We start from the raw sequence: 15,355 nt of genomic DNA on the forward strand, positions 1-15,355 counted from the left end.
CCTCAAGTCATTCTCCTTGTGCAAACGGCGTTCTTGCGTCGTCCTGCAGGACTTTTGCGCGGGTACAGTTCGGCTGCCCGCCGCGAATGAATTTCGCCGACAGCGACTTTTGCGTGCGCCTTGCATATCGTTCAATCGATGTGGGGACAAGCTATTGGGGGGACGGGCGACACGGAGCGCAAGGTGCGGGCCTCTGGCGGCGGCCACGACATACAGATGATCGCCCTCATCGCTGAGGCGTCGCGAGAGGGACAGAGGACGTTGCATGTTTGTTGATTGAACGGGGTCGTTGGCGCGCCTCCCACCCTCCGTCATGCTCGGCTCAAGCCCAAGCATGACGGAGGAGGAGAGCCTTGGCGATCGCCGCTTCCGCTTCCGAGGCGGGAGGCGCAGCCCTGAGTGAACTGAAGGGGCCGTGACTGGCCCCTTCAACGAGTCTCTGTCGTCTACTCGGCCGCGCCAGCCGCCCCTTCCACCGGCATATAGAGGTCGCCGCCCTCGCGGTATTTCGCGGCCATTGCCTCCAGGCCTTCCTTCTGCGCTTCTGCGCGGATGTCGTGCGAGATCCGCATCGAGCAGAATTTCGGGCCGCACATGGAGCAGAAATGCGCGACCTTGTGCGCTTCCTTCGGCAGTGTCTCGTCGTGGAAGTTACGGGCCGTCTCCGGGTCGAGCGAGAGGTTGAACTGGTCCTCCCAGCGGAATTCGAAGCGCGCGCGCGATAGCGCGTCGTCGCGCACCTGGGCGGCCGGATGGCCCTTGGCGAGATCGGCGGCATGGGCGGCGATCTTGTAGGTGATGACGCCGACCTTGACGTCGTTGCGATCGGGAAGACCGAGATGCTCCTTCGGCGTGACGTAGCAGAGCATGGCGGTGCCGAACCAGCCGATCATCGCCGCGCCGATGCCCGACGTGATGTGGTCGTAGCCGGGCGCAATGTCCGTCGTCAGCGGTCCGAGTGTGTAGAACGGCGCCTCGCCGCAGACGGCGAGTTGCTTGTCCATGTTCTCCTTGATCTTGTGCATCGGCACGTGGCCGGGGCCTTCGATCATCACCTGACAATCCTTGGCCCAGGCGATCTTGGTGAGCTCGCCGAGCGTTTCGAGTTCGGCGAATTGTGCCGCGTCGTTGGCATCGGCGATCGAGCCGGGGCGCAGGCCGTCGCCGAGCGAGAAGGAGACGTCATAGGCGCGGCAGATGTCGCAGATTTCCTCGAAATGCTCGTAAAGGAAGCTCTCGCGATGGTGATGCAGACACCACTTGGCCATGATCGAGCCGCCGCGCGAAACGATGCCGGTGACGCGATCGACGGTGAGCGGGATGTAGTGCAGCCGGACGCCGGCATGGATGGTGAAATAGTCGACGCCCTGTTCAGCCTGCTCGATCAGCGTGTCGCGATAGACTTCCCAGGTGAGGTCCTCGGCAATGCCGTTGACCTTTTCCAGCGCCTGGTAAAGCGGCACGGTGCCGATCGGAACCGGTGAGTTGCGGATGATCCATTCGCGGATGTTGTGGATGTTGCGGCCGGTCGAAAGGTCCATGACGGTGTCGGCGCCCCAGCGCGTCGCCCAGACCATCTTTTCGACCTCTTCCGCCATCGACGAGGTGACGGCGGAGTTGCCGATATTGGCATTGATCTTCACCAGAAAATTACGGCCGATGATCATCGGCTCGGATTCCGGATGGTTGATGTTGGCAGGCAGGATCGCGCGGCCGCTGGCAATTTCCTGGCGCACGAATTCGGGTGTCACGTGATCGGGGATGTGGGCGCCGAAGCTTTCGCCGTCGCGGACTTTCGCACGCGCCGCGTCGCGGCCGAGATTTTCGCGGATCGCCACGAACTCCATTTCCGGCGTGATGATGCCGGCGCGGGCATAGGCAAGCTGGGTCACTGCGCGGCCGCCCGTGGCCTTCAGCGGCGCATGCTGGAACGGGAAGGTCGGTGTCAGCCTGTCGCCGCTCACAAAGCCGTTGTCCTCGGGGCGGACCACGCGTCCCTCATAGGTTTCCACATCGCCGCGGTCGACGATCCAGTTGCGGCGCAGCCGCGGCAGGCCGTCCTCGATGCGGATCTCGGCGTCGTCGGCGGTGTAGGCGCCGGAGGAATCATAGACCGTAACCGGTTGCTCGCCCGACGTCGGGTGGAGCGCAATCTCGCGCATCGGCACGCGGATATCCGGATGAAGCACGCCCGGCTTGTGGATCTTGCGGGAGGCGGGAAGCGGTCCTTGCGTGACCGTGAGGGCTGCGGGTTTGGTGGCAATATTCATGACGAGGCTCCAAGTTTGCAATTGGAGACCCAGTTCTGATGCCGGAAAGATGAAAGACGCTCCGCCAGATGCTGGACGCACGGAATCCTGGCTTCGATATCTGCACCGTCCCTACGCCAGTATGAACTGGATCAGGTTCAACGGGTCACTGCGCCACAGCCGGCAAGCCGGCCATCCAGCAGAATCTCAGCCCCTTGCGGGACCCCCCTGGTGAATGCCTAGATCATAGCCATCGATCGGCCCGGGTCGTCAAGCGTGAATTCGCCTGCCGACAAAGATGCACCTATTGCGTGTGGTGACGGATTCGGGTTTGACGCTAGCGGCCGGCCTTTTCCGGTGCGGCCCGCTCGGCGTAATCGGCACGGTTGATGCCGTGGCGCTGGAGCTTGTCGTAGAATGTCTTGCGCGGAATGCCGAGCGCCTCGATCGTCGCCTTGACGTCGCCGCGCTGAGCCCGCAACACCTCTTTCAGGATCTCCGCCTCGTAGCGTTCGAGCCGTTCCGGGAGCGCAAATCCAGGCTGTTCGGCGGGCGCAATCGGCTGTCCCAGCGGACCTTCGACACCAAGCGCCACGCGTTCTGCAAAGTGCGAGAGCTCGCGCACATTGCCTGGCCAGGCATGCGTCATCAGATGTCTCTGCACGGCCGATGTGACCACAGGCGCGTCGCGCTTGAAGCGCTCGGCCGCCCGGGTCAGGAAGTGCGAGAAGAGCAGCGGGATATCGTCTCGGCGTTCGCGCAGCGGTGGGATCGACAGCGTTACGACATTCAATCTAAAGTAGAGGTCTTCCCGGAAATCGCCGCGCTGCGCCGGGTCGCCAAGATCGATTTTGGCAGCCGCGATGACGCGGATATCGACCGGACGAACCTGGTTGGTGCCAAGCGGCGTGATTTCGCGCGCTTCCAGAACGCGCAGCATCTTCACTTGAGTCGCCGGTGGCATCGCCTCGATCTCGTCGAGGAACAGCGTGCCGCCGCTCGCATGCTCGATCCGGCCGATGCGCTTCTTCAAGGCGCCGGTGAAGGCGCCCTGTTCGTGGCCGAAGAGTTCGCTTTCGATCACCGTTTCGGGCAGCGCCCCGCAATTCAGCGCCACGAAGTTGCCGTTGCGGCGTCGGCTCCAATTGTGGAGCAGCGTCGCCACCACCTCCTTGCCGCTGCCCGTCTCGCCGGCGACGAGCACGTCGACATCGGTATCGGCAATGTGCCGGATCGTCTGGCGCAAACGTTCCATGACCGGCGTCTGGCCGATCAGCGGCAGGCTGTCGCCGGCCGTCTCGGCGGCCCGTTTCAGCGCGCGGTTTTCCATCACGAGCCGGCGTTTTTCCAGCGCGCGATGCACGCTCTGCACCAGCCGGTCGGCGGCAAAGGGTTTGGGGATGAAGTCGTAGACGCCATCCTGCAGCGCCTGCACTGCCATCGGGATGTCGCCATGGCCGGTCACCAGGATCACCGGCAGATCCGCGTCGAAAGCTTCGATGCGGCGGAAGAAGGCGAGGCCGTCGATGCCCGGCATGCGGATATCGCTGACGACGACTCCGTCGAAATTCGCATCCAGCGTCTTCAACGCTTCGGCAGCGCTGGCAAAAGGGGTAACGGCGAGGCCGGCGAGTTCCAGCGTCTGCGTCATCGCCTTGCGCAGATGGTTGTCGTCGTCGACGAGATAGACGGTCGGCTGCATCGCTCAGGCCCTCTTCAGGCGAACCGTGAAGACGGTGCCCCTGTCGCTGGTTTCGACGGTGATATCGCCGCCATAGTCGGCGACGATCTCCTTGGAGATGGCAAGGCCGAGGCCGAGCCCTTCATCCTTCGAGGTGTTGAACGGCGTGAACAGATCCTCGTGGATGTGCAGGGGAATGCCTGGGCCGTTATCGGCAACGACGAGCAAAACCGTCCCGGAGGGGCTGTCCTTGCAGCGCACGCGGATCTCGGCGTCGCTGCGCGTGCCGAGCGCTTCCAGGGCATTTTGCAAAAGGTTGATCAGCACCTGCTCGAGCCGGATGTGGCTGCCGAGGACGCTGAGGCCATTTTCCGGCAGGTCGATGACGATCGCATCCATGCGGCCGGCAAAGCGGCTGCGCAGCAGCATCATCGCCCCCTCGATCACGTCGCGCATGGGCGTCGGCTCGGCGACGAAGCGGCCCTTGCGAGCGAAGCTTCTGAGTTCGTCGGTGATGGTGCCGACCCGATCGGTCAGTTCGGCGATGCTGACAAGGTTCTCGACCGCGGTCTGCTGCTGGCCGCGTTCGAGGAAGGTGCGGGCGTTGTCGGCATAGGCGCGGATGGTCGCGACCGGCTGGTTGATCTCGTGGGCGACGCCGGCCGCCACCTGGCCAAGGATCGCCAGCCGGTTCGCCTGAACCAGTTCCTGCTGCACCGCCTGCAGCTTCTCGCCGGTACGCCGGTGGTCGGCGATCTCCGTTTCGAGATGATCGCGGGCAAGGCTGAGGTCATGTGTGCGCTCCGCCACGCGGGTCTCCAGCTCGTCGCGCGCGGCGCGATCGCGCGCAGACACCAGTGCCAGCGTCTGGCGGCGGCGCAGGAGGACCGCGGTAAAAGCGAGCAGCGGTGCGAGGAGGGCCAGGGCAATCAGCCGGGCCTCGCGGGTTGCCGCCGAGATCGCGCCATCGAGCGGTGCTAGCTGCTCCAGCCGCCAGCTGGTGGTCGGAACCATGGTTTCGACCCGGAGGAACCGACGTTCGCTTTCGCCCGGCAACAGTGCGCGCAACTCGCTGGAGCCATCGCTGGTCGGCTCGATGTCGCGGAAGGGCAGCGGCAGCAGCGAGGCATCGCCAAATTGCAGGCTGTCGCGGATGGCGGCGACGCGGTCGCGTGGAATTGTTCTGGTCGTCATGAAGCGCCAGGAGGGGAAGCTGGTGATCAGCACGATGCCGCGCCGGTCGGTGACGTAGACCGGCTTGCCGGAGGCGAGCCATTCGGCTTCCACATCGTCGAATTCGAGCTTGGCGACGACGACGCCGATCGGGCCGTCAGGACCCTGGACCCGACGCGAAATGTAGAGGCCCGGCCGCTTGCTGACGTTGCCCATGGCGAAATGCTCGGCCTTGCCGTCGCGCATCGCCATGCGGAAATATTCGCGGAAGGCATAGTCGTTGCCAACGAAACTCGTCGGCTCGCGCCAGTTGCTGGCAGCGACGGCGACGCCATCGGGGCCGATCACGTAGATGACAGCGGCGTCCGTGTTGGTCGCCAGCGCCTGCAGCTTCTCGTTCAGCCGTTGCAGCGCCTCTGTGCCGCGGGTCGAAAGGGCTGCCATCACCTCGACATCGTCGGCCAGCACCAGCGGCGTCGAGCGTTGGCGTTCGAGTACGGCGCGCAGCAGCGAGGCCTTCAGATTGGCATCGATCCGGCTTTGGGCATCGACAGTTTCGAGCGCCTGGCTTCGGCCGTACTCGCCGGCAAGCAGGAGCGCGGCGACAAGCAGCGCGACGGCAAGGCCGGCAAAGACCAGCCAGGTGCGGCGCATCGACTGGTCGAGATCTGCCAGATTGAGGGGGGCGGACAGGGCGTTGAACATGGCCCAATTGTGCATTTTTTCGCTCAGTCTTCCAGATGGCTTGTGCGGAAATCCGCTCAACTCTTTGTGCGCACCGAGCCGCCTGCACAAAACATCCTCATCAATTCAAAGGCTTGGTTCCTGCCGCGGCCAACTGGCACGACCGTTGCAAATGACATCCTCATGACAGCCCGCGCTGTCGCGCATCGAAAATTGACCCGGGAGGCCCGGCATGACGCCGGACTGGGTCCAGTGGAGGATCTCATGATTATCGAACAATCCGCGGAACCGCGCGGCAAGACACCTTTCTATCGCCATCTCTATGTCCAGGTTCTGGTGGCGATCGCCGCAGGCATCCTGCTCGGCCATTTCTATCCGTCGCTCGGCACCGAGCTGAAGCCGCTCGGCGACGCCTTCATCCGTCTCGTCAAGATGATCATCGCGCCGGTCATCTTCCTGACAGTCGCGACCGGCATCGCCGGCATGACCGATCTTGCCAAGGTCGGCCGCGTCGCCGGCAAGGCGATGATCTATTTCCTGACCTTCTCGACGCTCGCGCTGATCATCGGCCTGATCGTCGCCAATGTCGTCCAGCCGGGCGCCGGCATGCACATCGATCCGGCCTCGCTCGACGTCAAGGCGGTGACCACCTATGCCGAAAAGGCGCATGAGCAGACGATCACCGGCTTCCTGATGGGCATCATCCCGACGACGCTCGTCGGCGCCTTTGCCGATGGCGACATCCTGCAGGTGTTGTTCATCTCCGTGCTCTTCGGTCTGTCGCTTGCCATGGTCGGCAAGAAGGCAGAGCCCGTCGTCGACTTCCTGCACGCGCTGACGCTGCCGGTCTTCAAGCTCGTCGGCATCCTGATGAAGGCCGCCCCGATCGGCGCCTTTGGCGCGATGGCGTTTACCATCGGCAAATACGGCGTCGGCTCGATCGCCAACCTGGCGATGCTGATCGGCACCTTCTACATCACGTCCTTCCTCTTCGTGTTCGTCGTTCTTGGCGCGGTCGCCCGCTACAATGGCTTCTCGATCGTTGCGCTGATCCGTTACATCAAGGAAGAACTGCTCCTGGTGCTCGGCACGTCCTCGTCGGAAGCCGCTCTTCCGGGTCTGATGAGCAAGATGGAAAAGGCCGGCTGCAAGCGCTCGGTCGTTGGTCTGGTCATCCCGACCGGCTATTCCTTCAACCTCGACGGCACCAACATCTACATGACGCTGGCCGCGCTCTTCATCGCCCAGGCGATGGATATCCCGCTGTCGCTCGGCGATCAGGTGCTGCTGCTTCTCGTCGCGATGTTGAGCTCCAAGGGTGCTGCCGGCATCACCGGCGCCGGTTTCATCACGCTGGCTGCGACGCTTTCGGTCGTCCCGGCGGTGCCGGTCGCCGGCATGGCGCTGATCCTCGGCATCGACCGCTTCATGTCGGAATGCCGCGCGCTCACCAACTTCGTCGGCAATGCGGTCGCCACGATCGTCGTTGCGAAGTGGGAAGGCGAACTGGATGAAGCGCAGATGGCCGCGGTCCTTGGCGGCCGTGCGCCGGAGGCGCTGCCGCAGCCGGCCTTGCAGCCGGCGGAATGAGTTTGCCTCCCAAGGCATGACTGCAAAAAAGCAGTCCGAACGCGGTCCGTGGCAACACGGGCCGCGTCGTCGTTTGCGGCTATTGGCCGCTCAGCGTCATCTTCGATGTGTCCGGCGCGCCAGCGTTCAAGAAGCCGATGAACTCCCGGAGCATCGGCACCCGACGCGGACGGAAGCTCTCCTCCGTCGTGCTGATATCGACGATGCGGTCGACGCGGAACTTGCGGTAACCTTCTCGAAGGCAGCACCAGGCGAGAAGCACCAGAACCCGTTCCAGATAGACGATGGCAAGCGGCAAAACCTGCCGGTCGGTCCGCTGCCCCAAGGCATCCACATAGCCGATGATGACGGCGCGTTCCTGCCAGGAGGCTTCGCGCAGCAGGGAGACATCGACGGTTGGCGGCCCTCTCCTGTCGAAGCGATAGACCTGCGAGACTGCATGAAGCGCCTGGCGTTGCAACCGATCGGGCAGTGTCGCCGTTATCTTGGAAAGGACGGCGCGTGCCGCCGCGGCAAGATCCGGCTCGCCCATGTGCTGCACCTCGGCAAGGCCGAGCACCAGCGCCTCGATCTCCAGGCGGGTAAAGGTTTGCGGCGGCAAGGCGATATCCTCCGTCAGCCGGTAGCCGAAGCCGCGCTCGCCATCGATGACGGCGCCGGCGGCGCGCAGGCTGTCGATGTCCCGATAGAGCGAGCGCAACGACACGCCGGTTTCCTCGGCAAGGCGGGCCGCCGTTACCGGGGAGGGGAGTGTGCGCAGCGCCTGGAGCAGGCGGAACAGACGATCACTACGGGCCATGGCTGAAAGATAGACGAACCCTACTGACGAAAACTGGCAGTTGGCCGACTGTATAAGATCCGCATCGCCAAACGCAACCGAGGATCCAGACTATGCTGACACTCTTTCACGCCCCGCGCTCGCGCTCGTCGCGCATCATCACCCTGCTTCGCGAACTCGATGCTCTCGACAAGGTGGAAGTCGAGATCGTCGACATCACTCGCGGTGACGGCAGCGGTCGAAAGGATCCGGCGAACCCGCACCCGGAGGGTAAGGTGCCGCTGCTCGTTCATGACGGTGTGGTGCTCTGGGAAACCATTGCGATCATCCAATACCTGACCGACCTCTTCCCGGAAAAGGGGATGGCGCCGCATGCTGGCGATCCGCAGCGTGGCCGTTATCTCAGCTGGCTTGCCTGGTATGCCGGTGTGGTCGAGCCGGTGCTGATCGCGCAAGCCGCGGGGGTTTCGCATCCCTATTTCGACGCCACCTTCCGCGGCCCGACAGAGATGGCGGCACGCCTGGAAGACGCGTTGAAGGACAGTCCGTATCTGATGGGCGAGCACTACTCGGCGGCCGACCTGCTCTTGCATTCGCCCTTCGCCTGGTATCCCGCGGCAACGCCGGATAGCGCCGTCATCAAGGACTGGGTCGAGCGCTGTGGCGCGCGGCCGTCGCTACAATGGACCGCGGATTTCGATGCCCGGGTGGCAGCGGTAGCCTGACGGCGCCGGCAACGCGCCAACTCCGCCCCGGTTCCGGTCCGAAGGGGGCATGGTGGCCCAAGGCTATTTTCGCTTGAGATTGATCTCGCTCGTGACGATCCGCTTGCCGGAAGCGGGATCGACGTCGATCGTCTTCAACTGCATCCCGTTGGTGCCGACCTTGCGTAAGGTCAGGTCGGCACTGCGGTCGCCATTGACTTCCTTCGCCCATCGAATGGTGAGGTTGATCGCATCGCCGCGTCGTGTGCCGTTGAGCCCGGCGCGGCCGCCGCGGGGGCCGAGATAGGAGCCGCTATAGGTGGACCCGGTAAAGCGCAGCTTCGCGTCGATGGATCGCGAGATCAGCAGCATGCCGCGGCAGACGCCCTCCATCGATAGAGCGGCGTCGCTCGCCTTGGAACTGAAGTTGCAGGAAATGTTCATCGGAGACATGTGGGCACGGATGCGCACCGTTCCGGTGCCTGCCCAGTTGCCGCCGAGGGTCTTCAAGAACGCGCCCTCGTCTGCCCGTGAGGCACTCGTGGACGGCAAGATGAGTGCGGCCATCAGGAGCCATCGCCACATGCCTTGCACCTCCCATTTGCGTGGATGCTGCAACACCCCGTTGCCGCACATGAGCGTCAACGCAACATGTGGCGGCGAAGTTCCTCATTGGCTTCATTATCTGGCCGGATCTTACGATCGATCAACAATCGGGCACGCATCCGGGTAGCCATCAAAATGTGATCGCTGGCGCTGTTTTATCAGATTTGCCTGCACGTGCGCTGCTGTTTTCAATTTCCCGTATTAACGTTGATCTCTGAAACAGCGTCTCGTCGTCCCCATCCGTAAAAACGGGTAAAGACTTCGTTACCTTGTAAGTATAGACCTCGATCTGCGCTGTCTGTCCGATTTAGTTATTGGCCACCGGGGCGGGAGGGGGACTGGTTTATGTTCGGTGCTACGCGCTTTTTGCCTTTTTCAACCGATCCGGGTGCCCGGGTCCGCCTAAAGGCACCCGCCAGCCACCGGTTCATTTCACGCGGTCGCAAGCAACGAACAGCGGTTACGCTGTCTGGAGACTGCCCGTGACGGCGCGATCCGAATGTGTCCGATCCCCGGACGGCGAAATGCCGTTCACGCCTGCGCGGCTCGTCGGCGATCCGCTCTTTGGGGAGGCGTTGCGTCAGGCGGCCCTTCATATGGTTGCGATCCATGACGCCGCTCCGCGCATCGTGCGCTACACCGCCAGCCTGAGAAAATGGCTGCTCACCCAGGCCATCCTGACGCTGCATTTCGAGCGTCTGACCGACCCATCCCGCCCCGAACTGACGGCGGCAAGGCTGATCGACTTTATCGCCGGCAACAACGTAGCCAGCAAGAACACGGCAGCGGCGCACCTGGCCGAGATGCGCAACTATCGACTGCTTCTCGATGCGGAACAGGGCGGTGACAAGCGGATCAGGCCCCTGATCCTTTCCGATGTCGCCGAGGGCCTGATCCGGCAGTGGTTCGAGGGGCACCTTTCGTCGCTCGACAGGCTCGACGAGGGGACAAGGCTGGCGCAGTCGCAAACCGAGCCGACCTTGATGCATCATGCGCTCCCGCGTGCGATGCGGCGGCTCATCGCGGATCGCGCCTGGTGCGAGCCACCCGAAAGCATCGCCGCTTTCGTCTCGACGGAGTCAGGCAGCAACATCCTGCACGACCTGGTGGCGCGGCTGCCGACGGGCGTCCTGCCCGATCAGCGGATTTGGATCGGGCCCCTGAAGCCAGGTGAGATCTCCAGCCGCTACATCATCTCGCGCACCCATGCGCAGAGGGTTTTCGCGCGTGCCGGTGATCTCGGCGTTCTCGGCTGGGAGAGTTCCGGCAGCCGCGGTCCGCTCTGGATTTCGCGTGACCTGGTCGACGATTACCGCCATTGGCAAGCGGTCAAGTTTGCCGCACTCGATGAAGCCTTCGCCTGGGCAGCGTTGCAGGCAAGGTGAACGGCGGGCGCGGCCTGAGCGCGTGCAGATTGCTGCTTGCGACGCGTGCCGGTCGGCTGTCGCTTTCAGCAGGTGCTGACCCGCCCATGACGCTGGACGTGCGGCAGCAAGAAGCGGGACGGAAATCGGACCGCAGCCTGCCTACAGACTGTGCAGAACCTGCGTCGCCTTCACCGCGGCAGACGCCCGGTTCTCGACGCCGAGCTTCACATAGATCTGCTCCAGATGCTTGGTGACCGTGCGCGCGCTCAAGCCGAGGATCTCGCCGATGTCGCGGTTCGCCTTGCCCTTGGCGATCCACAGCAGCACCTCCGATTCCCTTGGGGTCAATGCGAAGTGCTGGCGCAACACCGCATCGTCGGAGCGGCGGTTTTCGGCGGTGAGGCGGAAGAGATGTTCATTCGGGCCGATCGAGCCGAGGAAGGATATCTGCAGGGACGACTGCTCGGGCTGGTCGAGCGTGAAGGTGCCGTCGTCGGGCGCTCCGGTGCGCAGGCGGTTTGCCATCCAGCCCGCGATGCGCCGGGTGACGATCGCCATGCCATCGTCGCGGCCGGTTGCGGCGTTGACGAGACGCGTCGCCTGCGGCGTCGACCAGCAGACGCTTCCGTCGCTGCGCACCGCGAGCAGATGGCGGCCGGCCGCGTCAAGTGCGACCCGTGCGCTCTGGGCCGAACGCGCGTTCGAGAGATGGACGCGAATGCGCGCCCTCAGCTCATCGATGTTGATCGGCTTGGTCAGATAGTCGACGCCGCCGGCCTCGAGCGCACGCACCACATGTTCGGTCTCGGTCAGCCCGGTCATGAACAGCACCGGCGTCTGGCCGACGGCGGCGTTGCCCTTGAGGCGTCGGCAGGTCTCGAAGCCATCGATCCCGGGCATGACGGCATCGAGCAGAATGACGTCGGGCGTGATGCGCTCGGCGATCGAAAGGGCGGCGCTGCCGGAGGTCGCGATCAGCACGGAAAAGCCGGATTGCTCCAGCGCTTCCGTCAAGAAACCGAGCGCCTCCGGGGAATCGTCGACGAGAAGCACGATGTCGCGGCGGTCGTTGGTCTCAGCCATGGGCATCGTCTCCGTCGGCTGCGTTGTTCTTGAGGAAGGCGTCGTAGCCCGAGAGGTCGAAGGCCTGCACATAGGCGCGGGCGGCCTCAGCGAAGGGCTGGTGTTCGGGCTGCAGGGCAATCTCCGTCAGTTTGGCTTCGATGCCCCTGACATAGCCGATCTCTCCAAGGCGGATCAGCTCTTCCACGTGATAGGCGTCGGGGCGCGTCAACGGTTCGGCCGCCGGCGACGGGTGTGCTTGCTTCTCCTCTCCCTCGTGAACCCAAGTGAGGCCAAGGTGCACGGCGAGCTTGTCGGCGAGTTGCCCGACGGGGAAGGGCTTGGCGAGCGTGTCGTTGTGGCCGCGGAATGCTCCGGTCGCCGAGCCATCGCCGATATTGGCCGAAAGCATGATGATCGGCGCGATCTGCCCGCCCTGGCGCAGCCGCTCGACAAGCTCCCAGCCGCTCATGCCCGGCATCGAGATATCGATCAGGAAGAGGTCGGCGCCGAGGTCTTGAAGCAGCGCCAGACAATCGGCTCCGGACGCGGCCGTCAGCACCGTGAAGTCCATCGGCACGAGGATCTCGCGCATGAGGTCGCGATGGTCGGCATTGTCGTCGACGATGACGATGGTGCGGCGCGGGCCGAGATAGGAGGTGATACGGCGCGGGGCTGCGGGAGGTAGCGGACGATCTACCGCCGACAGCATCAGCCGGACGCGGAAGGTGGTGCCTTGCCCAGGCGTGCTGGTGACTGCGATTTCGCCGCCGAGCGTCTGCGTCAGGAGCCGCGTGATCGTCAGGCCGAGGCCGAGGCCCGGCATACTACCGAGATGTTCGGCCTCGCCGCGCTGGAACGGATCGAAGATGCGCGGCAAATCCTTGTCGGCAATGCCGCGGCCGCTGTCGGCAATCGTGAAGGTCGCCACCTGGCTGCGATAGGCGACATCCAGGCGGATGCCGCCACGCTCGGTGAACTTCAATGCGTTGGATAGGAGATTGACGAGGATCTGCCGCAGGCGCTTTTCGTCGGTCTTCACATGGCGTGGCAGGCCGCTAGCGCGCTCGTGCTCGAAGCTGATGCCCTTGGCCAATGCCTGCGGCCGAAACATTTCGACGATCTGGTCGAGGAAATCGTGAATGTTGATCTCATTGGAATAGACCTGCAGCTTGCCGGCCTCGATCTTCGAGATATCCAAGAGGCCGTCAATCAGGCCGGAAAGATGGTCGGCGCTGCGCTTGATCACCTTGATCGCGCCCTGACGCGCCGGGGGGATCGTCTCGTCGCGCTCCAGAACCTGGGCGTAGCCGAGCACGGCGTTGAGAGGCGTGCGAAGCTCATGGCTGAGGCCGACGACATAGCGGCTCTTGGCGCGGTTGGCTGCTTCCGCTGTTTCCTTTGCCTGCTGGAGTGCGGCGTCGGTCTTCTTGTGGGCGGCGATTTCCTTCAGAAGCAGGGTGTTCTGGCGCGAGGATTCTTCTTCGGCGACGACGCGGCTGTCATGGGCGAGCACGTAGAACCAGGAGACGATACCAGCGAGCACGGCAAAGACGAAGAAGACGACGGCGACCGTGCGCTCGACGACCGCAGCGATCTCGGGAGATGTGCCGGCGGTCTGGTGGGCGATCATCGCGAGGATGAGGCCGATGCCGGCGATCGACAGCACCGCAGAGATCGCGTAGCGGCCGAGCCGCGTCGCGAGCTTTTCCGTGACGGTGCGTGGAAGCAACGTGGTCGCGACGGTCGCGACCTGGGCGTTGAAGCGGGCCTTCGGCTTGCACATGTCGTGGCAGCGGCTGTCGAGCGAGCAGCAGAGCGAGCAGATCGGCGCTGCATAGGCGGGGCACCAGGCCATGTCCTCCGGCTCGAACGGATGCTCGCAGATCGAGCAGGTGATGTCCATCCGGTTGGCCCAGCTCCTGCGCGGCTTGCGCGCGAGATAGAACTTGCCGTCGGTGCCCCAGGCAATCAGCGGCGAGGCGATGAAGGCGACGACCAGCGCGATGTATGGCGCGAGCGAGGCGGCAATCTCGCCGAAGGCACCGAAATGCGCTGTCAGCGCCACGGTCGCCGAGATCGCCATCGCGCCGAGACCCACAGGGTTGATGTCGTAGAGATGGGCGCGCTTGAACTCGATGCCGGGAGGCGACAGGCCGAGCGGCTTGTTGACGAAAAGATCGGCCGAAATCGTGCAAAGCCAGGCCATGGCGATAATGGAGAAGACGCCAAGCGTTTCTTCAAGCAGCCGATAGATGCCGAGCTCCATCAAAAGGAGCGCGATCGCTACGTTGAAGACCAGCCAGACGACGCGGCCCGGGTGGCTGTGGGTCAATCGTGAAAAGAAGTTCGACCAGGCGAGCGACCCGGCATAGGCGTTCATGACGTTGATCTTCAACTGCGACACGACGACGAAGGCGACCATCAGGAGAAGTGCTGCCGTATCGGAGGGGATCATGTAGCCGAAGGCGGTGTAGTACATCTGCGCCGGATCGGCGGCTTTGGTCGAAGGCACACCGGCAGAAAGCGCCAGCACCACCAGGAACGAGCCGGCGAGCAGTTTGGGCGCGCCGACGATCACCCAGCCGGAACCGGCGAGAAAGACGGCGATGCGGTGGTGCAGCTTGCGCTGTCCGTCCGGCGGCAGGAAGCGCAGGAAGTCGACCTGTTCGCCGATCTGCGCCATCAGCGCGAAGATGACGGCAGAGGCCGCACCGAATTCGACGAGGTCAAAAGGCGCGAAGGTACCCGGAGGACCCGAGGCGTGATGCATGCCCGCATAGGCGAGCCAGGCGCCGACCTTCTCCCAATCGGCAAAGGCGATGAAGACGAAGGGCAGGACGTTGAGCACGATCCAGAACGGCTGCGTGATCAACTGGAACTTGCTGATCAGCCGCACGCCATGGGTGACGAGCGGGATCACGACGACGGCGCTCAGGATGTAGCCGATCCAGAGCGGTATGCCGAGCGCCAGTTCGAGTGCGCCCGACATGATCGAGGCCTCGATCGCAAAGAGGATGAAGGTGAAGCTGGCATAAATCAGCGAGGTCACCGTCGAGCCGATATAGCCGAAGCTGGCGCCGCGGGTGAGCAGATCGATGTCGACACCGTGGCGGATCGCATAGCGGCTGATCGGCAGGCCCACGGTCAGGATCATCAGGCTGGCGACGACGATCGCAACGATCGCATTGGTGGTGCCATAGGACATGGTGATGGCGCCACCGATCGCTTCCAGCGCCAGAAAGGAGATCGCGCCGATGGCGGTCTGGGAAATGCGTTCGGAAGAGAAGCGCCGGGCGCTCTTGGCGGTGAAGCGCAGCGCATAGTCTTCAAGCGTCTGGTTGGCGACCCAACGATTGTATTCCCGCCGGACGGGAATGATGCGCTGGCGTGCCGCCATGGGGGTCCTAACGTGCTGTCGCGGTAGTCTCTGCCTTTTTTCTTAGCACGGAAATTTTCTG

The 15,355-nt window shown here is 63.8% G+C and carries 11 protein-coding genes and 1 riboswitch; of the genes, 4 read left to right on the forward strand and 7 right to left on the reverse strand.

The window, feature by feature from the left end:
- Positions 1 to 446 precede the first annotated feature (446 nt).
- From thiC to IB262_RS24820, 3 genes are all read right to left on the reverse strand, one after another.
- Positions 447 to 2,270 carry a phosphomethylpyrimidine synthase ThiC gene (thiC, locus tag IB262_RS24810; RefSeq protein WP_034805694.1) on the reverse strand — a complete coding sequence of 608 codons (1,824 nt, stop codon included), beginning with the start codon at positions 2,268 to 2,270 and terminating at the stop codon, positions 447 to 449.
- 90 nt (positions 2,271 to 2,360) lie between these two features.
- A riboswitch (TPP riboswitch) is annotated at positions 2,361 to 2,489 on the reverse strand.
- Between the two features lie 97 nt (positions 2,490 to 2,586).
- Complete coding sequence (locus IB262_RS24815; protein ID WP_060530426.1) at positions 2,587 to 3,951, reverse strand: sigma-54 dependent transcriptional regulator; 1,365 nt, start codon at positions 3,949 to 3,951, stop codon at positions 2,587 to 2,589.
- Between the two features lie 3 nt (positions 3,952 to 3,954).
- Positions 3,955 to 5,808: an ATP-binding protein gene (locus IB262_RS24820; RefSeq protein ID WP_162727389.1), complete on the reverse strand. Its 1,854-nt coding sequence runs from the start codon at positions 5,806 to 5,808 to the stop codon at positions 3,955 to 3,957.
- Between the two features lie 243 nt (positions 5,809 to 6,051).
- On the opposite strand from IB262_RS24820, the gene IB262_RS24825 reads away from it, so the two are divergent.
- Positions 6,052 to 7,377, forward strand: a complete 1,326-nt coding sequence (locus tag IB262_RS24825; RefSeq protein WP_034805703.1) for a dicarboxylate/amino acid:cation symporter — start codon at positions 6,052 to 6,054, stop codon at positions 7,375 to 7,377.
- Positions 7,378 to 7,456: 79 nt separating this feature from the next.
- On the opposite strand, the gene IB262_RS24830 is transcribed toward IB262_RS24825, so the two are convergent.
- On the reverse strand, positions 7,457 to 8,176 hold the full coding sequence (locus IB262_RS24830; RefSeq protein WP_060644660.1) for a YafY family protein: 720 nt from the start codon (positions 8,174 to 8,176) through the stop codon (positions 7,457 to 7,459).
- Positions 8,177 to 8,268: 92 nt separating this feature from the next.
- On the opposite strand from IB262_RS24830, the gene IB262_RS24835 reads away from it, so the two are divergent.
- Entirely contained in the window at positions 8,269 to 8,880 is a 612-nt protein-coding gene (locus IB262_RS24835; protein WP_060644662.1) for a glutathione S-transferase family protein, read from the forward strand.
- A 63-nt stretch (positions 8,881 to 8,943) separates the two neighbouring features.
- On the opposite strand, the gene IB262_RS24840 is transcribed toward IB262_RS24835, so the two are convergent.
- Entirely contained in the window at positions 8,944 to 9,444 is a 501-nt protein-coding gene (locus IB262_RS24840; RefSeq protein ID WP_034805724.1) for a hypothetical protein, read from the reverse strand.
- A gap of 68 nt (positions 9,445 to 9,512) precedes the next feature.
- On the opposite strand from IB262_RS24840, the gene IB262_RS24845 reads away from it, so the two are divergent.
- Positions 9,513 to 9,683: a hypothetical protein gene (locus tag IB262_RS24845; RefSeq protein ID WP_156623705.1), complete on the forward strand. Its 171-nt coding sequence runs from the start codon at positions 9,513 to 9,515 to the stop codon at positions 9,681 to 9,683.
- 306 nt (positions 9,684 to 9,989) lie between these two features.
- Complete coding sequence (locus IB262_RS24850; protein ID WP_112985498.1) at positions 9,990 to 10,850, forward strand: hypothetical protein; 861 nt, start codon at positions 9,990 to 9,992, stop codon at positions 10,848 to 10,850.
- A gap of 141 nt (positions 10,851 to 10,991) precedes the next feature.
- Here the strand turns inward: IB262_RS24850 and IB262_RS24855 are convergent, their stop codons facing one another.
- Together IB262_RS24855 and IB262_RS24860 are read right to left on the reverse strand one after the other, a co-directional pair.
- Positions 10,992 to 11,921 (reverse strand): response regulator transcription factor, encoded by a 930-nt coding sequence (locus IB262_RS24855; protein ID WP_112985497.1) that lies wholly within the window; start codon positions 11,919 to 11,921, stop codon positions 10,992 to 10,994.
- A complete protein-coding gene (locus IB262_RS24860; protein ID WP_192493939.1) occupies positions 11,908 to 15,294 on the reverse strand; it encodes an ATP-binding protein in 3,387 nt (1,128 codons plus the stop codon). The genes IB262_RS24855 and IB262_RS24860 overlap by 14 nt, the downstream gene beginning before the upstream one ends.
- Positions 15,295 to 15,355 lie beyond the last annotated feature (61 nt).

Origin of the sequence: Ensifer sp. ENS02, from assembly GCF_014851885.1 — a bacterium.
GTDB lineage: Bacteria > Pseudomonadota > Alphaproteobacteria > Rhizobiales > Rhizobiaceae > Ensifer > Ensifer adhaerens.